Raw genomic sequence first — 22,178 nt, 5'->3', positions numbered from 1 at the left:
ATTGCCCAGTCGCCACGCTATTTCCTGCGCGGCATCGCCTGATCGATGATCTTGCGCAGGAATGCGGCGTGGCCGCGGAACGCGCGCCGTCCACTCGTGGTCGCCTTGACGCGCGTCTGCGGCCGGCGGCCGACGAACAGCTTTTCGATGTCGACATAACCGGCCCTGGCCAGCGTATCGAGATGCGCGCCGAGATTGCCGTCGGTGACGTCCACGATGGCCTTCAGCCCGGTGAAGTCCAGCGTTTGGCGCCTTTCCAGCATGTTCAGCGCGGCCATGATCCTGAGCCGAGTGCTCTGGTGGATGATTTCGTCGGCACTCATCGATTGGCTCCGGTGCAGCCAAGCCGGAGGCCACCGACAACCATGCCGCCGCCGTGGCGGACCGTCTTGGCAATCTCGAACGGCGACAGCGCCATTTGCCCCTGTGCGATGGACATCGAAGTACTCCGGCATGCCGTGCAGAATACTCTGGCATATAGAGTAGTCTGTCAATTCACGAGCAATCGGGTCTGCGATCGCGCTTGACAAGGTGGTGCATTGGCCGGCTGCCGCATTGCAGTATAGATCGTCCGCCTGCATGAGATGATCGCACCGCTGAGGCTGTGGTCATGATATTGGCGAACGAAGATCGACACGCAAAGCTGTTCGCTGATCTTCGGAGCTTCACGAGAAGAGCGCTCCCGCGGAGTGTGGAGAATGTCGGCGACACATTCTAGCCGATGGTCGAAGATCAGCAGTGAATTTCTGCGACGATCAGCACGATCATGTGCCGATCGTAACCGAAAGTTAAGTTGCGAAAATCAGTCTATTGCTTCGCTGGCTAGCAAGCCGCGAGTCAGATATGCATGAGCGCGCCGGGTCATTACGGCCGTCGGCACAACGGAAGGGGCATCGCATGGCTAAGCAGTCATCCAAAGCGCCGGCGTCGAAGGCACCGGCAAAGAAAGCACCCGCAAAAGCAGCGACGGCGAAGGTCGCAGCTGCAGTGAAGAAAGCAGCACCCGCTGCCAAGCCGAAGGCCGCGGCTGCCAAGGCAAAAGCAGCACCGGCCAAGAAGCCGGCAGCGAAAGCTGCTGCGAAACCGGCAGTGAAGAAAGCAGCACCCGCCAAGGCCGCGGCAAAGCCGGCGGCGAAGGCGGCACCAGCCAAGAAGCCTGCAGCGAAGGCTGCGGCGAAACCCGCAGCGAAGAAGGCAGCACCTGCAAAAAAACCGGCTGCCAAGGCTGCACCTGCCAAGGCTGCACCGGCCAAGAAGCCGGCTGCGAAGGCTGCTCCGGCAAAGAAGGCTGCGGCAGCGAAATCTTCAGCGCCGGTGAAGAAAGCGGCACCTGCGGCCAAGCCGAAGGCAGCACCCGCCAAGGCCGGCAAGAAGTAGTCGCGTCTTCCCTCGCCGGGGGCGGTGCCGAAACAGTCAAGGGCGGGTGCCTGACAGGCGCCCCGTTCGTTGTTTGGCAGTCGGAAGGCGAGAACAGAGGCGGACGGAGGATATCTTTTCGCAGCTCCCAGGACTTCGCCATAGGGCGGAGTCCGGTGGGGCTTTTTGTGCCATTCATTCGCTTGATGAAATATCGGCGCGAGGCCCTTCGGTCTTGGCTGTCGGCTGAGTGATCCCTGCGATTCTGGCAACTCGGCGACTATGTGATCAAGCACCGTCTTCATGGAGCGCTCGCCAAACGGCCCCGGCCGATGAGTCCGCTCGCTGGCGGCCGGGTTTTCCGCTTCTGGCCATTGCTCGATCGCGCTTGATCGGTCAACACTGCCGGCCTGCAAAACAGGAAACCGATCATGCCCAGACTGCTCTATGCGTCCTCCTCTCCCTACAGTTCCAAAGTGCGCATGGCAGCCGCCTATGCCGGCATCGACATCGAAACGGTGGCGGTCAAAACCGACGACAAACCGGCCGAACTGATCGGCGCCAACCCGCTCGGCAAGATCCCGGTTCTGGTGCTCGACGACGGCCGCTCCATCCACGACAGTCGCGCCATCACCCAGCATCTCAACCGTTTGTCGAAGAGCGCGCTTTTTCCACGCAATCCCGACAAGCGGCTCGAGGCTGAAGTGCTGGAGGCGTTGGCCGACGGCATTTGCGACTGCGCGCTGTCGATGGTCTATGAACGGCGCACGCGGCCCGAGGAGATGGTCTATCAGCCTTGGCTCGATCGCCAGTGGGCGAAGATCACGGCGGCACTCGACCTGCTGAATGCCAACCCGCCGAAGCTGCCGAAGAAGATCACCGCCGGCCAGATGGCGCTGCGCGCCTGCCTTGGCTATCTCTCGCTGCGTTTTGCCGGAAAATGGGAGAAGGGTCGCGCCCGGCTGACGCGATGGGCGGCACGCTTCGACGAGAAGTTTCCAGAACTGAAGCCGTGCATTCCTGGTTGATAGCCGATTGCCCGGAATTGATTTCCCGGGTTATCGATTCGATCACCGGGAAAATTACCCAGACACAAAAAAAGCCGGGCGCGAGGCCCGGCTTTTTCGTGTCGTGGCTTGAACGACTTAGAACTTCATACCGACGCCGAAGGTGACGCGGTTGTCGGTGGCCTTGACCTTGCCGATGCCGTCGAAGCTCTTGCTGCCGAAGTCGGTGTAACGATACTCGACGCGGCCGAAGACATTGTCGGTCAGCTTGATGTCGGTGCCAACACCGGCGGTCCAGCCGAGCATCGTTGCGCGATCGCTGGCCCCAAGGACGGTGTCTTCCACCTTCAGGCTTCTGCCGGCGAGACCGCCGGTGCCATAGAGCAGGATTTCTGGGCTGACCGCGTAGCCGAGACGGGCACGCAGCGAACCTTCAAAGCCGGCCTTGGAGTCGATGCCGTTGTCGTCGCCCTTGACGCCGTTGTAGCCGAGTTCGGCTTCAGCGCCGTAGACGAAGTTCTCCTGCTGCCACTGGTAGCCGCCGAAGACACTGCCGACGAAACCCTTGGTATCGGTTTCAACGTCGAAATCCTTTTCTTTGGTCCGGCCGCTGAAGCCATAGCCGACGTTGAGACCGGCGTAGGGGCCGGCCCACGAAGCGACCGGAAGTTCAGCGATCGGCGCAGGTGCCGGCGGCTCTTCCGAAACCACGTCAGCAGCATAGGCAGTTCCGCTGAGGGCGAAGAGCCCAAGCGCAACGGCCAGCGGCCGTGCGAATTTGAGATTGGCTTGCATTGTTCTTTACTCCTTAAGCCACAGGACACAGGCTTTTTTCTCACGATCGCCATCTACCCGTCCGGGGGGTGAAACGGATCTGGCGTTCGTCGGTTCCAAATGTCGTGTCAAAATGCGGCTGAAGCGAACCTGAACTTGGGTCATTCCCCGGCACGAATGAGGCAGAACCTTGACGTTGCATCTTCGCAACAGCGAAATGGCAGGAACCATCCCATGCTGCGCTGCACACCGCTTGGTGCAAGGACTCCAGCACCCTATATTGCGGTCGTGCGCGCCCGAGTCCAGGGTGGGCCGGGATGTCCAAACGGCCGTTTCGCCACAATGCTGCCCAAGGTGCGAACACCATTTAACGCATGCCGGGCCATATTTCGCCGGCACCGCTTTTTCGGGCCGAAATTGAGGATTGACACCATATGAGCAAAGCCACTGTCACGGCGCTGGTGACGGGCGGGGCCAGGCGGATCGGCAGGGCGATCGTCGAGGATCTCGCCGCGCACGGTTTTGCCGTCGCCATCCATTGCAACCGCTCGCGCATCGAGGCCGATGCGTTGGCTGCCAAAATCATCGCCGGAGGTGGCCGCGCCGCCGTGGTCGCCGCCGACCTGACCGATATGGACGCCGTCGACGATCTCGTCGGCCAGGCGCAAGCAGCGCTCGGACCGATCCCGCTGCTGGTCAACAATGCGTCGCTGTTCGAGGACGATTCGGTTCGGGATTTCGACTGGCGGGCCTGGGACCGGCACTTTGCCGTCCATGTGAAAGCGCCCGCGCTGCTGGCGCAGAATTTCGCCCGGGCGTTGCCGGCAGGGCAGGAGGGCCTGATCGTCAACATGATCGACCAGCGCGTCTGGCGTCCGACGCCGCGCTACTTCTCCTATGCGCTGTCCAAGTCGACGCTGTGGACGGCCACCCAGATGATGGCGCAAGCGCTCGGCCCCAGCATCCGCGTCAATGCCATCGGCCCGGGGCCGACACTGAAGAACGCGCGTCAGGACGACAGCGATTTTGCCGCACAGGTGGATGGCTTGGTCCTCAAGCGCGGCCCGGAATTGCCGGAATTCGGCGCCACAATCCGCTATCTCTGGGAAGCGCGCTCGGTCACCGGCCAGATGATCGCGCTTGATGGCGGCCAGCATCTTGCATGGCAGACGCCCGATGTGACAGGCATGACGGAATGAGTCCTGTAGACCACAAAAGCACGCCGCGCGGCGGCGCCGACGATCTGCCCCCCGATATCGACCTCGAGGACGAGGCGGTCGAGAAGATCGTTGAAACCGTCGGTCCCGATGTCGCCTTCACCGCCATCGACTGGACACCGCATGCCGGCGACGCGGAAGGCATGATCGGCGCCGAGGTGATCCAGACGCTGGTCAAGCGGCTTCCCAACGCGCCCGGCGTCTACCGCATGATGAACGCTGCCGGCGATGTGCTCTATGTCGGCAAGGCGCGCAGCCTGAAGAAGCGCGTCACCAACTACGCGCAAGGCCGTTTCCACACCACCCGCATCGGCCGCATGGTGCGCGAAACGTCGACGATGGAGTTCGTCGTCACCCGCACCGAGATCGAAGCGCTGCTGCTCGAAGCCAACCTTATCAAGCGCTTGCGGCCGCGATTCAACGTCCTGATGCGCGACGACAAGTCGTTTCCCTACATTCTCTTGACCGGCGACCATGTCTCGCCGGGCATCTACAAGCATCGCGGCGCGCGGTCGCGCAAAGGCGATTATTTCGGCCCGTTTGCCTCGGCCGGTGCCGTTGGCCGTACCATCAACTCCCTGCAGCGCGCCTTCCTGCTCAGGAGTTGCACCAACTCGTTCTACGAGAACCGCACGCGGCCATGCCTGCTTTATCAGATCAAGCGCTGCGCTGGTCCCTGCACCGGCGAGGTCTCGCATCAGGACTATGCCGAACTGGTCGGCGAGGCGAAGGACTTCTTGTCCGGCCGCAGCCAGAAGGTGAAGACGGAAATCTCGGCCGCCATGCAGCAGGCGTCGGAAGCTCTCGATTTCGAGCGCGCCGCGATCTATCGCGACCGGTTGGCGGCCCTGTCGCATGTGCAGAGCCATCAGGGCATCAATCCGGCGACCGTCGACGAAGCCGATGTCTTCGCCATCCATCAGGAAGGCGGCCAGGTCTGCATCCAGGTGTTCTTCTTCCGCACCGGCCAGAACTGGGGCAACCGCGCCTATTTCCCCAAGGCCGATCCGGCGTTGGAAGCAGCCGAGGTGTTGGGTTCGTTCCTGGCGCAGTTCTATGACGACAAGCCGACGCCGCGGAACATTCTTCTGTCGCATGGCGTCGAGGATCAGGAACTGCTGGCCGAGGCGCTCTCCACCCGAGCTGGCCGCAAGGTCGCGATCTCCGTGCCGCAGCGCGGCGAGAAGAAGGACCTGACCGACAACGCTTTGCAGAATGCCCGCGAAGCGCTCGGACGCCGGCTGGCTGAAACCTCCACCCAGGGACGCCTGCTTGCGGGTTTCGCCGAGACATTCGGCCTGGCCAAGCCGCCGGTGCGCATCGAGGTTTACGACAACTCACACATCATGGGCACCAACGCGGTCGGCGCCATGGTCGTCGCCGGACCGGAAGGGTTCGTGAAGAACCAGTACCGGAAATTCAACATCCGCTCGACCGAGATCACACCTGGCGACGATTTCGGCATGATGCGCGAGGTGATGGAGCGACGTTTTTCGCGGCTGCTGAAGGAGCATGGCGATGTCCCGGCTGGGGATGCGGCTGATGGTTCGGCGGACGATATGGAGGACGATATCTCCGGCAGCTTCCCGGCCTGGCCCGATGTCATCCTGATCGACGGTGGCCAGGGCCAGATGACCGCGGTGCGCAAGATCCTCGCCGATCTCGGCATCGAGGACCGGGTGGTGGCCATCGGTATCGCCAAGGGCCAGGACCGCGACGCCGGCCGTGAGCGTTTCTTCGTCAAAGGCAGGGACTCGTTTTCGCTGCCGGTTCGCGATCCCGTGCTCTATTTCGTCCAGCGCCTGCGCGACGAGGTCCACCGTTTCGCCATCGGTTCGCATCGGGCGCGCCGCAAGAAGGAGATGGTCAAGAGCCCGCTCGACGAGATCAGCGGCATCGGTCCCGGCCGCAAGCGGGCATTGCTGCTGGCATTCGGCACCGCCAAGGCGGTCAGCCGCGCGGCCATCGAGGATCTGCGGAAAGTCGACGGAATTTCCGAACAGGTGGCGAAACTGGTCTACAATCATTTCCACGAGAGTTGAAAAATCCGGCACTTTCATCTGGCCTGTCGAATCTGGCCTGTTGACCCCCTACATTCGCATCTGATTTGAGTAGGCAGGCAGAAAGAGTTTCCCAGACATGGCCAAGCGCGCGTTCAACCTGCCCAATATGCTCACCTACGCCCGCATCGTCGCGGTGCCGCTGGTGGTGCTGTGCTTTTTTCTCGAAGGACATCTGAAGTCGAGCGACTTTGCCCGCTGGTCGGCGCTGATCATCTTCCTGCTCGCCTCGATCACCGATTATCTGGACGGCTATCTGGCACGCGCCTGGCAGCAGACCTCCAACATCGGCAAGATGCTCGACCCGATCGCCGACAAGCTGCTGGTCGCCACATGCCTGCTGCTGCTGGCCGCCGATACCGATCGCCATGCGGGTATTGCCGGCTGGTCGTTGTGGGCGGCGATCATCATCCTGTGCCGTGAAATCCTGGTTTCGGGCCTGCGCGAGTATCTGGCGGCGCTGAAAGTCTCGGTGCCGGTGACGCAGTTGGCAAAATGGAAAACCGCGATCCAGATGGTCGCCATAGCGTTCCTCTTGGCCGGACCGGCCGGCGACAAGATCTTTCCGCTGACCACGCAGACCGGGCTGGTTCTGCTGTGGATCGCGGCGTTGGTCACGCTCTACACCGGCTACGATTATTTCCGCGCCGGCCTCAAGCACATCATGGACGAGTGAGATGACGACACGGCTCATCTATTTTGCCTGGGTGCGCGAACGCATCGGCATGGCTGAGGAGGATGTCGACGTGCCTGCGGGCATCGAGACGGTGACCGATCTCCTGCGCTGGCTGAAATCGCGCGGCGATGGCTACGAGCACGCTCTGCAATATCCCGACGTGATCCGCGTCGCCATCAACCAGGAACATGTCGAGCACCGCGAGAAGATCGCGGGCGCCCGCGAAATCGCGCTGTTCCCGCCGATGACCGGGGGCTGACATGAGCGGCGCGGTCTTGCCTGTCGTGCGCATTCAGCGCCAGGATTTTGACGTCGCCGCCGAGATCGCCAGACTGACGCAAGGCCGCGCCGATATCGGCGCCGTGGTGACCTTCTCCGGCCTTTGCCGCGACGAGCAGGGCGCGCTCTCAGCGCTCGAGCTCGAACACTACCCCGGCATGGCCGAAGCGGAAATCGCCCGCATCGCTGTTGAAGCGGTCGAGCGTTGGCCATTGCAGGGGCTCACCGCCATCCACCGCCACGGGAAGATCGCGCCCGGCGAGAACATCGTGCTGGTGGTGGCAGCCTCGGCGCATCGCCATGCGGCGTTCGAGGCGGCGAATTTTCTGATGGACTATCTCAAATCGCGCGCGCCTTTCTGGAAGAAGGAGCATCGGGCTGACGGCTCGGAGGGTGGCTGGGTCGAGGCCAAGGAAGCCGATGCAAACGCCGCGCAACGCTGGTATCAGTCCGAATAAGATCCGCCGCAGCCATGCATTGACCGCAATCCTTTGGCCAATTGGCGGGATTGGTCAGCCTCGGCATTGGCAGCCCGGGGCATTGGCAGCCCGGGGTGAGGGAGATGGTCATGCTGGACAGGATCGCGGAGTTCTTGATCTTCGGTTTCGTGCCTCTGGTCGTCGGCATATTGGCCGTTCCGGAGCAGTCTGTTGCCACCGAAAGGGCCGTGAGAGGCGAGGTGATCTATCGCGAGCGCATTGCCTTGCCGCCCAGTGCCGTGCTCTCCGTCCAGCTGGCGGACGTGTCGCTGGCCGACGCGCCGGCCACCATCATCGGTGAGCAGCAAGTAAAGCCGGCAGGCCAGGTGCCGATCAGCTTCGAGATCAAATTCGACCCTTCGGTCATCCGGTCGCAGATGACTTACGCGTTGCAAGCCCGCATCACCGTCGACGACAAGCTGCTGTTCATCTCCGATATGCGCCATCAGGTCGATCCGTTGGCCGACGTGCCGCAGACCATCATGCTGAAGATGGTCACCCCGAGTGCCGAGCCGACGGCTTCCGTCTTCGACCAGCCCTGGCTGGTCGACTATATCGACGGCATCGGCGCTATTGCTGCCCCGCAAGCGACGTTCAGGGTCAGCGGGGCCGGCAAGGCGGGCGGCAGCGGCCCCTGCAACACCTACTTCGCCACCGCCAAACTCGATGGGCAAACGATCGCGATCAGGGACATCGGCTCGACCTACAAGGCCTGTGCGCCCGAGGTGATGGCCGAGGAAAAGGCGCTGTTCGATGCGCTGGCCAAGGCGGCGTCATACCGTGTCGATGCCGGCAAGCTCATCATATCAGACAAGGATGGCCGCGAGATCCTGCGCTTCAGCGCCGCTAGCTGACCCCCAACGAAAAAGGCCGGCGAAACGCCGGCCTTTTCACGTAATCCAAGGTCTGGACTATCGGCTCAGCCGACGATCTCGGTGTCCGAGAACCAGTACTTGATCTCTTCTGCCGCGGTCTCCGGCGCGTCGGAGCCGTGCACCGAGTTTTCGCCGATCGACAGCGCGTGAACCTTGCGGATGGTGCCTTCGGCGGCGTTGGCCGGGTTGGTGGCGCCCATCACTTCGCGGTTCCTGGCAATGGCGTTCTCGCCTTCCAGCACCTGGACGACGGTCGGTGCCGACGACATGAATTCAACCAGTTCGCCGAAGAAGGGGCGGTCCTTGTGGACGGCATAGAAGCCTTCCGCTTCGCGGCGGCTCATCCAGACCCGGCGCGAGGCGATGACGCGCAGGCCTGCCTCTTCCAGCATCCTGGTGATGGCACCAGTGAGATTGCGCCGGGTTGCGTCCGGCTTGATCATGGAAAATGTGCGTTCGAGCGCCATGGGTCGTCCTTGTCTGAGAATGGAATTGAGAGTGGCGGGCTCTATACAAGCCGCCCGGCCCATTGCCAAGGGGTGAGGCCAAAGGGGTGAGGCCAAAGGGGTGAGGGATGGTCCGCGAAGCGGACGGAAAGCCAATTGCTTGGCTCCGAGCGACGAACGGTGAAAGCCCGGTCCGCCTTCGGGCGGATTGAAAGGTCCAGTGGACCTTTCAAAGGGTTTGAACGCCCGAAGGGCAGGGAGCGATAGCGAAGGGCAGGCCGCTGCGCTTTTCTGTGCTCCCGAAGCCGAGATCAGACGGCTACACAGCAACGCGTTGCTTGCTATACTCGCGTGTCGGCGCCGCGCTGAGGTCGGGCCGTATGGAGACACCATGACCATGACAGACGATCGTCAGGAACGCATTCGCAACCGTGCGCACCAGCTCTGGCTGCAAGAGGGCCAGCCGGCTGGACATCATGAGCGCCATTGGCATCAGGCGGCCGCCGATGTCGACCAGGAGGACGCCGCGGGCAAGTCGGCGGCCAAAAAGCCAACCAGGAAGGCAACTGGCGCCGCCAAGGCAAAGGCCGCCCCCAAGGAGGCAAAGGCTGCCACGAAGGCCGGCAAGCCAAAGAAGGCGGCGGCCAAGTAAGCTTTACGGCGTCAAGCCGCGGCGGCGATCTTTCGTCCCAGCCCGCCATGCAGGTCGAGGCAGCGGGCGAACCACTGCGCCACCACGTCGCCGTCGTCGAGCAGTTGGTAGGGCGAGGCTATGCGCGCCCATTGCAGGGCGCCGAAGACGATATAGTCGCTGAACAGCGCCGCCGCGCCGCCGATGAATGGCTGATAGGAGAGCATCGAGCGCAATGGCTCCAGCGAGGCTCTGAAATTGCCGAGCCCAGCTTCCCTGGCGGCCTTCACCTCCTCCAGCCGCTTGCCAAGACGCTGCTCCCGGCTCTGGCGGAAATAGACGGCGTTTTCCGCGTCCTGCATGGCATGGAGGTCCATGATCGCCGCGGTGGTCACGTAGGGATGAATGGTCACTTGCGACCAGCGTTCGACGAAGCGCGCCATCGCCTTGCCGCCTTCACCGCCAAACAGCGTCGGCCGGTCCGGATAGGCCTCATCGAGATAGAGCGCGATGGCGAAGGAATCCGCGACGACCGTCTCGCCGTCCCGGATCACCGGAACGGTTTTCGAAACGCCGCCCTCGACAGCGGGCACCTCGAGAAAGCGCGTCGGTACGGTCGATATGTCGAGCCCCTTGTGGGCAAGCGCCATCACCACCTTCCAGCAATGCGGGCTGAACGGACGTGTGGTGTCGCGTCCGACGAGATCATAGAGCAGAATGGTCATTGGCGGCGGCGTTCCTGCGGGTTAGGTAGGCCCCGCATCGACGTGAGCCGAGGGAAGCCATGAGACAGCATTTCATGATGTTTGCGGCCTATAATCAATGGGCCAACGGTCGCATCTATGATGCCGCCGCCGAACTCGATGACGAGGAATTCAACCGCGATGTCGGCGCCTTCTTCGGCTCGATGATGGGCACGCTCAACCACCTTTTGACGGCCGACCGGATCTGGATGAAGCGCTTCACCGGCGAGGGCGACGCGCCGACGACACTGGATGCCATCCTGCATTGGGGGTTGACCGGCCTGCGGGCGGCGCGTGAAGCCGAGGACAGGAGGATCATCGATTGGGTCGGCGGCCTCAATGACAAGGCGTTGACGGGCCGCTTCACCTACATGACCGTTTCGGACATGCGCACCGTCTCGCAAAGGCTGGCGCCGGCGCTGGATCATGTCTTCAACCACCAGACCCACCATCGCGGCCAGGCGCATACGATCCTGACCATCCTGGGACGGCCAAGCCTGGGGTTGGACCTGATGCTTTTTCAGCGGACCGAGGAGGGCAGAGCTTTCGCCTGATTCGGTGCCGTCCGAAGGTCGAAGAGCTTGCGCCTACTATCGCTGCATTTTGTGCTGCAGCATTGTCTTTGCATCTGAAATTAGCCGGCACACCGGATACTTGCCCGAGATTCAGGCGGCCGTCGAAGCCTCGCCCCTGATTTCGCTGTCCAGTTGGCACTGCGTCAGAGCCGCTTCCGCCATCACCCACTGCTTGAACAACTGGACCTTGCGTGCGGCAAGGCCTCTCAGCGGGGAAACAAAATACCAACCGGCCGTGTTCGGGTGGTGGACGGCGAAGGGAGCCACCAGCCTTTCGGCGCGGATGTCGCTGGCCATATAGGCACGGTTGGCCACCGCAAAGCCCATCCCGGAATTGGCTGCCTCGTAGGACATCATGCACGAGTCGAAATAGATGCTCTTGGTCTCGCTGAGCACGAAGCTGGCGCCGGCGAAACCAAGCCAGGATTGCCAATTCTGGGTGCAGGTGTCGGAATGCAGCAGGGTGAAGTGCTTGAGGTCGTCCGGTGTCACCTTCGACAGCCGCTTATCGCCGAGAACTTCGTGGAACAGCTTGCGGCTGCACACCGGTGTCAGGTCTTCGCGAAACAGCAGATCGGATTGCAGCCCGTGAAAGTGACCGTCGCCATAACGGATTTCGAGATCGAATTCCGAGGCCGTGAACTCATGCGTCGCGTAGGAGGTCGAGACCCGCATTACGATATCGGGATATTGCTGCTGGAACAGCGGCAGGCGCGGAAACAGCCAGCGTGCCGCAAAGGTCGGCAGCACCGATATTTTTAGCACATGCTCCTGCGATTGCCCGGTCGCTTCCATGCTGGCGGCGACGATTCGCTCCAGCGCCTCGCGAACGCGCGAGACATAGGTCTCGCCCTCCGGCGTCAACGACACCGCATTGCCGCCGCGCTGGAAAATCTTGAAACGAAGCTGATCCTCAAGGCTTTTCACGCGCTGGCTGACCGCTGAAGCGGTAATAAACTGTTCTTCGCCGGCACGCGTGAAATTACCGTGCCTCGCAGCACTCTCCACGATTTTAAGCGAATTGAGGTTGACCTGACTGAGCAGACGCACGGTTTCGACCTTAAGCTTGGCTTACACTAGCACCAGCATTCCTAATTTTACAGGGGTGGGTGAATTAATCGACTGTTTACCAAGTGTTGCCCCCATCCTGGAGAAGTACAATGAACGCCCATACCATTCCCGAACTGCGTTATGCGATGAGCCGCGAAGCCATTATCGGCCATGAAACCGCCTGGAAAGTGTCGAGTTTCGGTGTCGCGCAATATTTGCACGGCTATGACCCGGCACTGCTTGCAGCTATCGAGGAGGCTGCCCTGAAGCTCAAGGCCAGCCATGCCGTGCACAAGCACCTCGATCTGACCTTCATCACCGGGGCCGACCGTTTCATCCCCCAGATCAAGGAATTGCTGCATGACAAGCTGCGCCTGGAGCGGCTGTCCGACATGATGGGCACCAAGCTGGAGCCCTATCCGCTATCGATCGTCGGCTCGACGGTCACCTTCATGAATCCAAAGGACGGCGCCGTGGAGTGGCATTGCGATGGCGTTCCGGTCACAGAGCTCATTCCGCTGTCGATCAGCAATCCGCTGGTCGGCGGCCACCTCGAAATCTACTGCGACGACTCCGAAACCGGCCGCGCCATTCTCGAAGCCGGCCGCGAAATCCCGCGCAACAGTGTCATGCGCATCGATCACAAGATGAACTACGCGACGCTCGGCCAATTCCTGGGCGTCCTGCATCGCACCGCTCCGATCCGGTTCGGCGAGCGCGTCACGCTGGTGCTCAACCAGCGCTCGGTGGCCAAGCCCTATGTCGACGATAACAGAATGTTCTATCTCGCCGCCGACAACGACCACGACCGTGAGTGGGTCAGCGAACTGGCCGAAGATGTCTGGACCAATCAGCTGCCGGCCTATCGTCGGTTCGAGGCGGAGCATCCCGTGCCCACCGCCGTCGAGGCACCGGTTCCGGGCGGCGCCAGGGAATCATGGTAATGAACCATGACCCCGATAAGTCGGAACCGGTTTTCGGACAGGATCATGGTCGAACAGCAACATAGAGTCCCATGCCGATTGTTTCGGCAGGGATCCGGCTCGATATCCGCGTTGGTCTTCGCTGCCGGTGCGGTGGCGTTGTGGTCCACCAATGCCCTGGTCGGCAAATCCCTGCTGGCCAGCCACCCGGTGTCGCAGGTCCAGTTCCTGCAATTTGCAGGCGCAGCACTCGTCTTCGCCGCTATCAGATTGATGAGCCGCGAAAGAGTAGTACCGGTCACCGCCGGGGCGGCGCTCATCTCTCTCGCGGTCGGCTTCATCGGCCTGGTCGGCACCATGGTGCTGCAATACATCGCCTTCGCTTCGATGCCGGTGATCGAGGCCAATCTGGTGGCCTACACCTGGCCGTTGATGGTCGCGGCGGCAGTCATTGCCTTGGAAAATCCGCGGCGTCCGGCACTGTTGGGTCTCGCCGCGGTGGTGGGCTTCATCGGCGTTGCACTGGTGATTTCGGGAGGGCGCAACCAATCCTGGTTCGAAGGCGATCTGGTCGGCTATCTCGCCGCATTCGGGTCCGCGCTATGCATGGCCTTCTATTCGATCATGGTGGGACGGGTGGCCACTCCAGCGGATCGCCTGTTGCTGCCATCGTCTTTGATTGGCGTCGCTTTGATGTTTCTGTGGTGCGCTCGCGACGGTTTCACCTGGCCCGTCGGCGGGGATCTGGCCCTCGGCCTTTATCTCGGCGCCGGTCCGATGGGCCTGGGCTACTATTTCTGGTCGCGCGCCTTGAAGCTTGAAGGCAGCGGCAGGGTCGCGGTGGTCGCCTATCTCACGCCGATCGCCTCGACCCTGCTTTTGACCTTATCCGGCGAACGGCTGACGGTGACGGCCATTGTCGGAGCCATCCTCGTCATCGGCAGTTGTGTCGCGGTCGGTGTGGAACGTTCGGAGGTCGAAAACCATGTTTGACGAGAATGAGCGTCTGGCCATTCAGGAAGCGCATTGGCTGATCGACGAATTCGGCGCCGAGGCACCGCTCTACGCCGCGATGAGGGCCGAAAAGGCCATAGAACAAAAGGATTTCGCGCGTTGCGCCCGCTGGAAGCGTATTCTGGAGATATTGGACGAAAGTCCTGCCGCTAAGTCTGCTGGTTCCAAGTATTAGATTTTCTAATTTGCACGGCGTCGATTTCGCATGAATGCTATTTTTGCCGATTCTTCATTCTTTTATGAGACTTGGCGGTCCGTTGGGGGACGCGGTTAAAGAGATACATCGACACAAGTCTTCGCTGGGGTGGAGGATTTTGTCGCAAATAAGGTGAAAGAATTGTCAAATATCGATGATAAGACCGTTATCGAGCTGACGGCCGATATTGTCTCGGCCTATGTAGGCAACAATCCGCTTCCTGCTGCCGGCCTGCCTGAGTTGATTGCCAGCGTCAGTGCTTCGGTTCGCAAGCTCGCTGGTGCAGTTGTCGCGGAAACTCCAAACCTGGTTCCGGCAGTCAATCCGAAGAAGTCGGTGTTTCCCGACTACATCATTTGCCTTGAGGACGGAAAGAAGTTCAAGTCGCTCAAGCGGCATCTGCGGACCGACTACGGCCTGAGCCCGGACGATTATCGGGCCAAATGGGGCTTGCCGCCGGACTATCCGATGGTTGCGCCAAACTACTCGGCGACGCGATCGGCGCTGGCAAAGTCGACGGGACTTGGCCGCAAGCCGGCAGCAGCGCCGGCCGCTGTCGCCAAGGCAACGAAGCGCAAGGCGACTGCCTGAGAGCAGGCAAGCCACTGTTCGGCTGCTTTGACGACGCCCTCGCTGGCGTCGTTTCGAGGCCTTGTGCGGCCAACTGGCCGGCAAGGCCTTGCGAAGCGTTGATGTCCGGTGCAAAAGCGCGGCCATGCTGATCATCAACGACCTATCGCTCCGCATGGCCGGACGCCTGCTTCTCGACCATGCCTCGCTGACCTTGCCGGCCGGCACCAAGGCCGGCCTTGTCGGCCGCAACGGTACCGGCAAGACGACGCTGTTCAAGGCCATCACCGGCGATTTCCCGTCCGAGACAGGCTCGATCAGCCTGCCGAAGAGCACCCGCATCGGCCAGGTGGCGCAGGAAGCGCCGGGCACCGAGGATGCGCTGATCGAGATCGTGCTCAAGGCCGATCTCGAACGCACGGCGCTGCTCGAAGAAGAAAAGACGGCGACCGATCCGCACCGCATCGCCGACATCCATATGCGGCTGGCCGATATCGACGCGCACTCAGCCGAATCCCGCGCCGCCACCATTCTCGCAGGCCTGGGCTTCGACGACGCTGCGCAACGGCGTCCGGCCTCGTCCTTCTCCGGCGGTTGGCGCATGCGCGTGGCGCTTGCTGCGGTGCTGTTTGCCGAGCCGGACCTGCTGCTGCTCGACGAGCCGACCAACTATCTCGATCTCGAAGGCACGCTGTGGCTGGAAAACTACGTGTCGAAATATCCGCACACCGTGCTTTTGATCTCGCACGACCGCGACCTGCTCAACCGCGCCGTCAATTCGATCGTCCACCTCGACCAGAAGAAGCTGACCTTCTGGCGCGGCGGCTACGACCAGTTCGAACGTCAATATACAGAGCAGAAGGAATTGCAGGAGAAGGGCCGGGTCAAGCAGGAGGCCGCGCGCAAGCACATGGAATCCTTCGTCGAGCGGTTCCGCGCCAAGGCCTCCAAGGCGAGACAGGCACAGTCGCGCATCAAGGCACTGGAAAAGATGAAGCCGATCGCGGCCCTCGTGAACGATTCGGTGCGGCCGTTCTCCTTCCCCGAGCCGGTGAAGACGGTGGCCTCGCCGATCGTGGCGCTGAACAATGTCAATGTCGGCTACACCGAGGGTCAGCCGATCCTCAAGAAGATGACGCTGCGCATCGACGCCGACGACCGCATCGCGCTGCTCGGCGCCAACGGCAACGGCAAGTCGACCTTCGCCAAATTGCTGTCCGGCCGGCTCAAGCAGGAGAGTGGCACCATGACGGTGGCGCCCGGGTTGAAGGTGGCGATCTTCGCCCAGCACCAGCTCGACGACCTCCGGCCGGACGAAAACGCCTACGAGCATGTCCGCCGGCTGATGCCGGAGGCCCCGGAATCGAAGGTGCGCGGCCGCGTCGCCCAGTTCGGCCTCACGACCGAGAAGATGAACACCGCCGCCAAGGATCTGTCGGGCGGCGAGAAGGCGCGGCTGCTGATGGGGCTGTCGGCCTTCGAGGGCCCAAACCTGTTCATCCTCGACGAACCGACAAACCATCTCGACATCGATAGCCGCGAATCGCTGATCCATGCCCTGAACGAATTTCCCGGCGCCGTGATCCTGATCTCGCATGATCGCCATCTGCTGGAGGCAACCGCCGACCGCCTGTGGCTGGTCAAGGACGGCGCGGTCAACCCCTATGACGGCGATCTCGAGGACTACAAGACGCTGGTCACCGGCGTCTCCGGCGACCGCCGCGGCAAGCGCGAGGCCGACAAGGCATCAAAAGCCGACCGCCGCCGCGATGCGGCGGCTCGCCGCGCTGCCTTCGAGCCGCTGGCCAAGGAGATCCGCGCCACCGAAGCGCTGATGGACCGCATTCGCAAGCGCATCGACGGCATTGAGGACGAACTGTCCAATCCGGCGGTCTACGAGAAGGATCCCTCGACGGCGACACGGCTGGCGAAGGAGCGCTCGCAACTGGCCCAGACGCTGGCCGGCCACGAGGAAAAGTGGCTGACCATGTCGGCAGAGTATGAGGAAGGCACGGCGGAGTAGGGGCGTTCTTTCCTTCTCCCACAGGGGAGAAGGCAAGGCGCTATCTGGCCCTACACGCCGCGTTCGGAACCGGTTAACCTCGCCGCATGAACCAACACGCCAAGCTTCGCATCGGCCATTCGGCCTGTCCGCATGATTGCCCCTCGACCTGCGCGCTCGAGGTCGAGCTGCTCGACGACAATCGCATCGGCCGCGTCCATGGCGCCAAGTCCAACAGCTACACGGCCGGTGTCGTCTGCGCCAAGGTTGCCCGCTATGCCGACCGCGTCCATCATCCCGACCGTTTGCTGAAGCCGCTGATCCGCGCCGGTTCCAAGGGCGACGGCGCCTGGAAAGAAGCAAGCTGGGAGGCGGCGCTCGACCTCGTCGCCGAAAAATTCATCGCGGCCGAGGAGAAATACGGCTCGGAGACGGTCTGGCCCTATTATTATGCCGGCACGATGGGGCTGGTGCAGCGCGACGGCATCGACCGGCTGCGCCACGCCAAGAAATACTCCGGCTTTTTCGGTTCGATCTGCACCAATCTCGCCTGGACCGGCTGGATGATGGGCGCCGGCGCCTTGCGCGGGCCGGACCCGCGCGAGATGGCGAAATCCGATTGCGTGGTGATCTGGGGCACCAATGCGGTGGTGACGCAGGTCAACGTCATGACCCACGCCATCAAGGCGCGCAAGGAGCGCGGCGCGAAGATCGTCGTCATCGACGTCTATGAGAATGCGACGATGAAGCAGGCCGATCTCGGCTTGGTGCTGAAGCCGGGCACCGATGGCGCGCTGGCCTGCGCGGTCATGCATGTGCTGTTCAGGGAAGGCATGGCCGACCGCGCCTATCTCGAAAAGTACACGGACGACCCGAAAGGGCTGGAAGCGCATCTCGAGACGCGCACGCCGGACTGGGCGGCCGGGATCACCGGCTTGACGGTCGCCGAGATCGAGGCCTTCGCCCGCCTCGTCGGCACGACGAAAAAGACCTATTTCCGCCTCGGCTACGGCTTCGCGCGCCAGCGCAATGGCGCCGTCAACATGCATGCAGCGTCCTGCATCGCGGCTGTCACCGGCAGCTGGCAATATGAGGGCGGCGGCGCCTTCCATTCCAACTCCGGCATCTTCAAGCTCAACCAGGAAGTTCTGGAAGGCACCAGGATGCGCGATCCCTCGATCCGCCATCTCGACCATTCGCGCATCGGCCCGGTGCTGACCGGAGCCAGCGACGCGCTGTATGGCGGCCCGCCGGTGACGGCGATGCTGATCCAGAACACCAATCCGGTGAATGTCGCGCCGGAGCAGCGGCTGGTGAAACGGGGTTTTATGCGCGACGACCTGTTCTCTTGCGTGCATGAGCAGTTCATGACCGACACGGCCAAGCTTGCCGATGTCGTGCTGCCGGCGACGATGTTCCTCGAGCACGACGACGTCTACAAGGGCGGCGGCAATCAGCACATCACGCTTGGCCCCAAGCTGATCGAGCCGCCGGAAGGGCCGCGCACCAACCATTTCGTCATCGAGGAATTGGCAAAACGCCTTGGCGTCGCCGATCGTCCGGGGTTTGGTCTGACCGAGCAGCAGCATATCGACATCATCCTGGGCAAGCGCGGGCTGGGCAGCTTCGACAGCTTGAAGGAAGACAAGTGGATCGACCTGCAGCCGGATTTCGAGGCAGCACACTTCATCAATGGATTTGGCCACGCGGATGGAAAATTCCGCTTCCGCGCCGACTGGACCGGGCAGGCGGCGCCCAACCGGCCGCCGAAAAGCATGGGCCTGTTCGGCCCGGTGGCGCTTCTGCCGGAATTTCCCGACCATGTCGACTTGATCGAGGTCGCCGACGAAGCGCATCCGTTCCGGCTGACGACGTCGCCGGCGCGCAATTTTCTCAACTCGACCTTTTCGGAAACTCCGGTGTCGAAGGCCAGGGAAGGCCGCCCGGAACTCCTGCTGCACCCCGATGATGCCGCAGCACTTGGTCTGGCCGACGGCGACCGTGTCGAGGTCGGCAACACGCGCGGCGAAGTCGTGCTGCATGCGAAACTGTTTGACGGTATCAAGCGCGGCGTCGTCATCGCCGAAGGCATCTGGCCAAACAGCGCGCATGAGCGCGGCGAAGGCATCAATGTGCTGACCGGCGCCGACGCGCCGGCACCCTATGGGGGGGCTGCCTTCCACGACAACAAGGTGTGGCTGCGCGCGGCAGGCTGAGGTCGGCGAGAACTCCGCTCGTCTCGCGCCAGATCAGACCGTGCAGGATTTTTCGGCCGCCTGACGCTAGCCGGGCAATGGCACCGTCAACCCGACCTTGACCCGGTCCATCGCAACAAAAGTTCGGAACTTGCGGACATTGTTGCTGTCGAAGAACAGTTTTCGCGTCAGCGCCTCATAGGCGGCCATGTCGGCCACGGTGATGACCAGGATGAAATCGGCCTCGCCGGTGACATAGTAGCATTGCTGAACCTCGGGGGTTGCCGAGAATTGCCGCTTGGCCGCGTCGATCAGTTCGGCACGTTCGCTCTCGAGTTCCACCTCGACGAAGATGGTGATCGGCTGGCCGACCGCTGCCGGCTCGACGACCGCGACATTGCCGGCGATGACGCCGGTCTGCTCCATGCGCTTGATGCGGCGCTGCACCGCCGGTGCCGACAGGTTCACCGCCTCGCCGATCAGCCGCTGCGGCGTCGTGTTGTCGCGCTGCAGGATAGCAAGGATGGCGAGATCGAAACTGTCGAGAATGGGTGGCGATACAGGCAATGGAGAGGTCCTCGGCGAAACAAACTTGCATTTGGGAGGCCATATTACAGCGCCCTTTGCACCGGTCCTGCAATATATTCTCGCCGAACGCCAAGGAGGCCCGCCAGTGTTCCTGCTCAACCGCAATAGTCTGCATCGCCTGCCACTCGATCCGGCCGATGCCGAAATCCTCGGCGTGGCCGGCGCTGACACGGTCGAGCGTTTTCTTTCCCGTCGCGACAATCACCTGAAAACGCCGCTGCATGCGCTTCCGGCGTTTGCCAGCGAACTCGGAATTAGCGCTATCCATATCAAGGATGAAGGCTTTCGCCTCGGCCTCGGCAGCTTCAAGGCTCTGGGCGGCGCTTATGCCGTCTTCCGCCTGGTGCTGGAGGAGGCAGGCAACCGGCTTGGCCGGCCCGTCGATGTTGCCGATCTCGATCGGCCCGACGTGTGTGCCGTCGCCGCGGCGATGACATTTGCCTGTGCGACTGACGGCAATCATGGCCGCTCCGTTGCGCAAGGCGCGCAACTCGTCGGCGCGCGGGCGGCGATCTTCGTCCACGCCGGCGTCAGCGAGGAGCGCATAGCGGCGATCGCCCGCTATGGTGCCGAGATGATCCGCGTCGACGGCAACTATGATGATTCGGTCAGGCAGGCCGCCCAGGTTTCGGCCGAGAAGGGCTGGACCGTCGTGTCCGACACCTCATGGTCGGGCTATGAACGGATTCCTGGCCTGGTCATGCAGGGCTATACGGCGATCGTGCGCGAAGCGCTGCGTCAGCTCCCTCGGACACCAACCCACGTCTTTGTGCAGGCTGGTGTCGGTGGCATTGCCGCCGCGCTGGCCGGTCATCTCGCCATCGTGCTCGGTGACGCCAGGCCGACCTTCATCGTGGTCGAGCCGGCGCGTGCAGCCTGTGTTTTTGCAGCCGCCCAGGCCGGGCACCCGGTCAAGGTCGCGCATGGCCGGCCGACGGTGATGGCCATGCTTGAATGCTACGAGGCCTCCCCGGTAGCCTGGCGGGTGCTGGCGCGCGCCGCCGATGCCTTCATGACGGTGGATGAGACCGACGCCATCACGGTGATGCGGCGGTTGGCCCGGCCGGCCGGCGGGGATCCGGTGATCGTCGCCGGCGAAAGCGGCGGTGTTGGTCTTGCCGGGCTGATCCGGGCGATGGCTGACAACCCGACCGAGCTTGGACTGGACGGCAAATCGCGGGTGCTGGTGATCAACACCGAAGGTGCCACCGACCCGCATCGCTATGCCGAGCTGGTCGGCATGAGCCCGGCCGATGTGCTGGAAGGCAAGATGAAAGCCGAGGCAACGGCATGATCGCCATCGATGCACAGCGCCTGCTTGGCCGTATCCGCGAACTCGGTGCCGTCGGTCGCGACGGCGAGGACAGGCTGATCCGGCTGGCCGCCTCAGACACCGACAGGCAGGGCCGCGATCTCTTCGTCGGCTGGCTGCGGCAGGCCGGGCTCGATGTCGCCATCGACCGGGTCGGCAACATATTCGGCATCTGGCAAAGCCCGGACAACAGGGAGCAGGCGCCGCTGCTCATCGGCTCGCATATCGACACCGTCATAGATGCCGGCATCTATGACGGCTGCTACGGGGTGCTTGCCGGGCTGGAAGTGATCGAGACGCTCAAGGCGACAGGCTTTTCGCCGTCGCGCCCGATCGTGGTCGCCGCTTTCACCAATGAGGAGGGCGTACGCTACACGCCCGACATGATGGGCTCGCTGGTCCACGCCGGCGGCATCGATGCCGAAACGGTGCTGGCGGCCGTCGGCACGGACGGCAGCGTGCTGGGGCAGGAACTCGCCCGCATCGGCTATGCCGGCGACCGGGAGCCCGGCTTCCTCAAGCCGCACGCCTATCTCGAACTGCACATCGAACAGGGGCCGGTGCTGGAACGCGAAGGTTTGCCGATCGGCGCGGTGGAGAATCTGCAGGGCATCTCCTGGCAGCGCATCACCATAGACGGCGTCGCCAATCATGCCGGCACCACGCCGATGTTGATGCGCAACGATGCCGGCCACGCCGCCGCCCGGACCATCACCTTCCTGCTCGACCGGGCCAAAGTCTCGAACGCGCCGACCGTCGCCACCGTCGGCACGATCCGCTTCGAGCCGAATGCCATCAACGTCATTCCCTCGCGCGCCGTCTTCACCATCGATCTGCGCGATCCCGACGAACAGCGCCTGCAGGCGGAGGAGGCGGCGCTTGCCGCCTATCTCGAGCAGCTTGCCACCGATGAGAACGTGACGATCTCGGTCGAGCAACTGGCCCGCTTCGAACCGGTGATCTTCGACCTGCGCATCGTCGAGCTGATCGAGGCCGCCGCGAAAAACCGTGGCCTCGGTGTCCGGCGCATGACATCAGGCGCCGGCCATGATGCGCAGATGCTGGCGCGCATCGCACCGGCGGCCATGATCTTCGTGCCGAGCGCCGGTGGCATCAGCCACAGTCCGCGCGAACACACCGATGACGCCGAGCTTGTTGCCGGCGCCAACATCCTGCTTGATGTGGCCGCGCAACTGGCAAAGTAGGTCAG

At 62.7% G+C, this 22,178-nt stretch carries 24 protein-coding genes; 17 read left to right on the top strand and 7 right to left on the bottom strand.

The annotated features are described in order from the left end of the window. Positions 1 to 17: 17 nt before the first annotated feature. Complete coding sequence (locus EJ079_RS29150; protein ID WP_127268687.1) at positions 18 to 323, bottom strand: transcriptional regulator; 306 nt, start codon at positions 321 to 323, stop codon at positions 18 to 20. A gap of 465 nt (positions 324 to 788) precedes the next feature. Beyond that, the gene (locus EJ079_RS33620) at positions 789 to 1,661 is read right to left on the bottom strand and encodes a hypothetical protein (RefSeq protein WP_210214651.1); all 873 of its coding nucleotides are present in this window, start codon (positions 1,659 to 1,661) and stop codon (positions 789 to 791) included. Positions 1,662 to 1,787: 126 nt separating this feature from the next. Between EJ079_RS33620 and EJ079_RS29135 the strand changes: the two genes are divergently transcribed. Continuing rightward, positions 1,788 to 2,384, top strand: coding sequence for a glutathione S-transferase family protein (locus EJ079_RS29135; RefSeq protein ID WP_127319025.1), 597 nt, complete (start codon positions 1,788 to 1,790; stop codon positions 2,382 to 2,384). 117 nt (positions 2,385 to 2,501) lie between these two features. Here EJ079_RS29135 and EJ079_RS29130 read toward each other — a convergent pair whose 3' ends face one another. After that, positions 2,502 to 3,158 (bottom strand): outer membrane protein, encoded by a 657-nt coding sequence (locus EJ079_RS29130; RefSeq protein WP_023812630.1) that lies wholly within the window; start codon positions 3,156 to 3,158, stop codon positions 2,502 to 2,504. Positions 3,159 to 3,571: 413 nt separating this feature from the next. Here EJ079_RS29130 and EJ079_RS29125 point away from each other — a divergent pair, with 413 nt between their 5' ends. The 6 genes from EJ079_RS29125 (at position 3,572) to EJ079_RS29100 (ending at position 8,702) form a co-directional block, all read left to right on the top strand. Then, positions 3,572 to 4,336, top strand: a complete 765-nt coding sequence (locus tag EJ079_RS29125; RefSeq protein WP_127319023.1) for an SDR family oxidoreductase — start codon at positions 3,572 to 3,574, stop codon at positions 4,334 to 4,336. After that, positions 4,333 to 6,396, top strand: coding sequence for an excinuclease ABC subunit UvrC (uvrC, locus tag EJ079_RS29120; RefSeq protein ID WP_127810839.1), 2,064 nt, complete (start codon positions 4,333 to 4,335; stop codon positions 6,394 to 6,396). The genes EJ079_RS29125 and uvrC overlap by 4 nt, the downstream gene beginning before the upstream one ends. A 97-nt stretch (positions 6,397 to 6,493) precedes the next feature. Beyond that, a complete protein-coding gene (pgsA, locus tag EJ079_RS29115) occupies positions 6,494 to 7,090 on the top strand; it encodes a CDP-diacylglycerol--glycerol-3-phosphate 3-phosphatidyltransferase (protein WP_023673449.1) in 597 nt (198 codons plus the stop codon). A 1-nt stretch (position 7,091) separates the two neighbouring features. Then, a complete protein-coding gene (gene moaD, locus EJ079_RS29110) occupies positions 7,092 to 7,349 on the top strand; it encodes a molybdopterin converting factor subunit 1 (RefSeq protein WP_127810838.1) in 258 nt (85 codons plus the stop codon). A gap of 1 nt (position 7,350) precedes the next feature. Then, the gene (locus tag EJ079_RS29105) at positions 7,351 to 7,827 is read left to right on the top strand and encodes a molybdenum cofactor biosynthesis protein MoaE (protein ID WP_127267617.1); all 477 of its coding nucleotides are present in this window, start codon (positions 7,351 to 7,353) and stop codon (positions 7,825 to 7,827) included. A 110-nt stretch (positions 7,828 to 7,937) separates the two neighbouring features. Beyond that, on the top strand, positions 7,938 to 8,702 hold the full coding sequence (locus EJ079_RS29100; protein WP_127397431.1) for a YbaY family lipoprotein: 765 nt from the start codon (positions 7,938 to 7,940) through the stop codon (positions 8,700 to 8,702). Positions 8,703 to 8,767: 65 nt separating this feature from the next. On the opposite strand, the gene ndk is transcribed toward EJ079_RS29100, so the two are convergent. Then, positions 8,768 to 9,190, bottom strand: a complete 423-nt coding sequence (gene ndk / locus EJ079_RS29095; protein WP_013532476.1) for a nucleoside-diphosphate kinase — start codon at positions 9,188 to 9,190, stop codon at positions 8,768 to 8,770. Positions 9,191 to 9,560: 370 nt separating this feature from the next. Between ndk and EJ079_RS29090 the strand changes: the two genes are divergently transcribed. Further along, positions 9,561 to 9,821, top strand: coding sequence for a DUF2934 domain-containing protein (locus EJ079_RS29090; RefSeq protein WP_127331827.1), 261 nt, complete (start codon positions 9,561 to 9,563; stop codon positions 9,819 to 9,821). Positions 9,822 to 9,832: 11 nt separating this feature from the next. Here EJ079_RS29090 and EJ079_RS29085 read toward each other — a convergent pair whose 3' ends face one another. Beyond that, the gene (locus tag EJ079_RS29085) at positions 9,833 to 10,525 is read right to left on the bottom strand and encodes a glutathione S-transferase family protein (protein ID WP_127810837.1); all 693 of its coding nucleotides are present in this window, start codon (positions 10,523 to 10,525) and stop codon (positions 9,833 to 9,835) included. 59 nt (positions 10,526 to 10,584) lie between these two features. Here EJ079_RS29085 and EJ079_RS29080 point away from each other — a divergent pair, with 59 nt between their 5' ends. Beyond that, positions 10,585 to 11,097: a DinB family protein gene (locus EJ079_RS29080; protein WP_127810836.1), complete on the top strand. Its 513-nt coding sequence runs from the start codon at positions 10,585 to 10,587 to the stop codon at positions 11,095 to 11,097. A gap of 111 nt (positions 11,098 to 11,208) precedes the next feature. Here EJ079_RS29080 and EJ079_RS29075 read toward each other — a convergent pair whose 3' ends face one another. Continuing rightward, complete coding sequence (locus EJ079_RS29075; protein WP_027037936.1) at positions 11,209 to 12,168, bottom strand: LysR substrate-binding domain-containing protein; 960 nt, start codon at positions 12,166 to 12,168, stop codon at positions 11,209 to 11,211. Between the two features lie 110 nt (positions 12,169 to 12,278). Between EJ079_RS29075 and EJ079_RS33455 the strand changes: the two genes are divergently transcribed. The 6 genes from EJ079_RS33455 to EJ079_RS29040 all read left to right on the top strand — a co-directional run bounded on the left by EJ079_RS33455 (position 12,279) and on the right by EJ079_RS29040 (position 19,089). Beyond that, a complete protein-coding gene (locus EJ079_RS33455; RefSeq protein ID WP_164873868.1) occupies positions 12,279 to 13,112 on the top strand; it encodes a hypothetical protein in 834 nt (277 codons plus the stop codon). Between the two features lie 45 nt (positions 13,113 to 13,157). Continuing rightward, positions 13,158 to 14,084: a DMT family transporter gene (locus tag EJ079_RS29060; RefSeq protein WP_127810835.1), complete on the top strand. Its 927-nt coding sequence runs from the start codon at positions 13,158 to 13,160 to the stop codon at positions 14,082 to 14,084. Then, positions 14,077 to 14,280: a hypothetical protein gene (locus tag EJ079_RS29055; RefSeq protein WP_024504288.1), complete on the top strand. Its 204-nt coding sequence runs from the start codon at positions 14,077 to 14,079 to the stop codon at positions 14,278 to 14,280. The genes EJ079_RS29060 and EJ079_RS29055 overlap by 8 nt, the downstream gene beginning before the upstream one ends. A gap of 162 nt (positions 14,281 to 14,442) precedes the next feature. Next, on the top strand, positions 14,443 to 14,892 hold the full coding sequence (locus EJ079_RS29050) for a MucR family transcriptional regulator (RefSeq protein WP_127268153.1): 450 nt from the start codon (positions 14,443 to 14,445) through the stop codon (positions 14,890 to 14,892). Between the two features lie 124 nt (positions 14,893 to 15,016). Beyond that, positions 15,017 to 16,894, top strand: coding sequence for an ABC-F family ATP-binding cassette domain-containing protein (locus EJ079_RS29045; RefSeq protein ID WP_127268152.1), 1,878 nt, complete (start codon positions 15,017 to 15,019; stop codon positions 16,892 to 16,894). 86 nt (positions 16,895 to 16,980) lie between these two features. Further along, entirely contained in the window at positions 16,981 to 19,089 is a 2,109-nt protein-coding gene (locus tag EJ079_RS29040; RefSeq protein ID WP_127810834.1) for a molybdopterin oxidoreductase family protein, read from the top strand. A gap of 66 nt (positions 19,090 to 19,155) precedes the next feature. On the opposite strand, the gene EJ079_RS29035 is transcribed toward EJ079_RS29040, so the two are convergent. After that, positions 19,156 to 19,635 carry an Lrp/AsnC family transcriptional regulator gene (locus EJ079_RS29035; RefSeq protein ID WP_127397344.1) on the bottom strand — a complete coding sequence of 160 codons (480 nt, stop codon included), beginning with the start codon at positions 19,633 to 19,635 and terminating at the stop codon, positions 19,156 to 19,158. Positions 19,636 to 19,741: 106 nt separating this feature from the next. Here EJ079_RS29035 and EJ079_RS29030 point away from each other — a divergent pair, with 106 nt between their 5' ends. Further along, the gene (locus EJ079_RS29030; protein WP_127810833.1) at positions 19,742 to 20,950 is read left to right on the top strand and encodes a diaminopropionate ammonia-lyase; all 1,209 of its coding nucleotides are present in this window, start codon (positions 19,742 to 19,744) and stop codon (positions 20,948 to 20,950) included. Further along, positions 20,947 to 22,173 (top strand): Zn-dependent hydrolase, encoded by a 1,227-nt coding sequence (locus tag EJ079_RS29025; RefSeq protein WP_127810832.1) that lies wholly within the window; start codon positions 20,947 to 20,949, stop codon positions 22,171 to 22,173. The genes EJ079_RS29030 and EJ079_RS29025 overlap by 4 nt, the downstream gene beginning before the upstream one ends. The last annotated feature ends 5 nt before the right edge of the window (positions 22,174 to 22,178 follow it).

The sequence above is a fragment of the Mesorhizobium sp. M7A.F.Ce.TU.012.03.2.1 genome (assembly GCF_004006095.1).
Classification (GTDB): Bacteria; Pseudomonadota; Alphaproteobacteria; order Rhizobiales; family Rhizobiaceae; genus Mesorhizobium.
The sequence above is the reverse complement of the archived record's forward strand: the minus strand, read 5'-3'. Positions and strand labels throughout refer to the sequence as shown.

What these genes read in the sequence shown, in the direction of transcription:
- EJ079_RS29150 (WP_127268687.1), bottom strand. Translation starts at nt 323, where the DNA reads ATGAGTGCCGACGAAATCATCCACCAGAGCACTCGGCTCAGGATCATG.
- EJ079_RS33620 (WP_210214651.1), bottom strand. Translation starts at nt 1,661, where the DNA reads ATGAAGACGGTGCTTGATCACATAGTCGCCGAGTTGCCAGAATCGCAG.
- EJ079_RS29135 (WP_127319025.1), top strand. Translation starts at nt 1,788, where the DNA reads ATGCCCAGACTGCTCTATGCGTCCTCCTCTCCCTACAGTTCCAAAGTG.
- EJ079_RS29130 (WP_023812630.1), bottom strand. Translation starts at nt 3,158, where the DNA reads ATGCAAGCCAATCTCAAATTCGCACGGCCGCTGGCCGTTGCGCTTGGG.
- EJ079_RS29125 (WP_127319023.1), top strand. Translation starts at nt 3,572, where the DNA reads ATGAGCAAAGCCACTGTCACGGCGCTGGTGACGGGCGGGGCCAGGCGG.
- uvrC (WP_127810839.1), top strand. Translation starts at nt 4,333, where the DNA reads ATGAGTCCTGTAGACCACAAAAGCACGCCGCGCGGCGGCGCCGACGAT.
- pgsA (WP_023673449.1), top strand. Translation starts at nt 6,494, where the DNA reads ATGGCCAAGCGCGCGTTCAACCTGCCCAATATGCTCACCTACGCCCGC.
- moaD (WP_127810838.1), top strand. Translation starts at nt 7,092, where the DNA reads ATGACGACACGGCTCATCTATTTTGCCTGGGTGCGCGAACGCATCGGC.
- EJ079_RS29105 (WP_127267617.1), top strand. Translation starts at nt 7,351, where the DNA reads ATGAGCGGCGCGGTCTTGCCTGTCGTGCGCATTCAGCGCCAGGATTTT.
- EJ079_RS29100 (WP_127397431.1), top strand. Translation starts at nt 7,938, where the DNA reads ATGCTGGACAGGATCGCGGAGTTCTTGATCTTCGGTTTCGTGCCTCTG.
- ndk (WP_013532476.1), bottom strand. Translation starts at nt 9,190, where the DNA reads ATGGCGCTCGAACGCACATTTTCCATGATCAAGCCGGACGCAACCCGG.
- EJ079_RS29090 (WP_127331827.1), top strand. Translation starts at nt 9,561, where the DNA reads ATGACCATGACAGACGATCGTCAGGAACGCATTCGCAACCGTGCGCAC.
- EJ079_RS29085 (WP_127810837.1), bottom strand. Translation starts at nt 10,525, where the DNA reads ATGACCATTCTGCTCTATGATCTCGTCGGACGCGACACCACACGTCCG.
- EJ079_RS29080 (WP_127810836.1), top strand. Translation starts at nt 10,585, where the DNA reads ATGAGACAGCATTTCATGATGTTTGCGGCCTATAATCAATGGGCCAAC.
- EJ079_RS33455 (WP_164873868.1), top strand. Translation starts at nt 12,279, where the DNA reads ATGAACGCCCATACCATTCCCGAACTGCGTTATGCGATGAGCCGCGAA.
- EJ079_RS29060 (WP_127810835.1), top strand. Translation starts at nt 13,158, where the DNA reads ATGGTCGAACAGCAACATAGAGTCCCATGCCGATTGTTTCGGCAGGGA.
- EJ079_RS29055 (WP_024504288.1), top strand. Translation starts at nt 14,077, where the DNA reads ATGTTTGACGAGAATGAGCGTCTGGCCATTCAGGAAGCGCATTGGCTG.
- EJ079_RS29045 (WP_127268152.1), top strand. Translation starts at nt 15,017, where the DNA reads ATGCTGATCATCAACGACCTATCGCTCCGCATGGCCGGACGCCTGCTT.
- EJ079_RS29040 (WP_127810834.1), top strand. Translation starts at nt 16,981, where the DNA reads ATGAACCAACACGCCAAGCTTCGCATCGGCCATTCGGCCTGTCCGCAT.
- EJ079_RS29025 (WP_127810832.1), top strand. Translation starts at nt 20,947, where the DNA reads ATGATCGCCATCGATGCACAGCGCCTGCTTGGCCGTATCCGCGAACTC.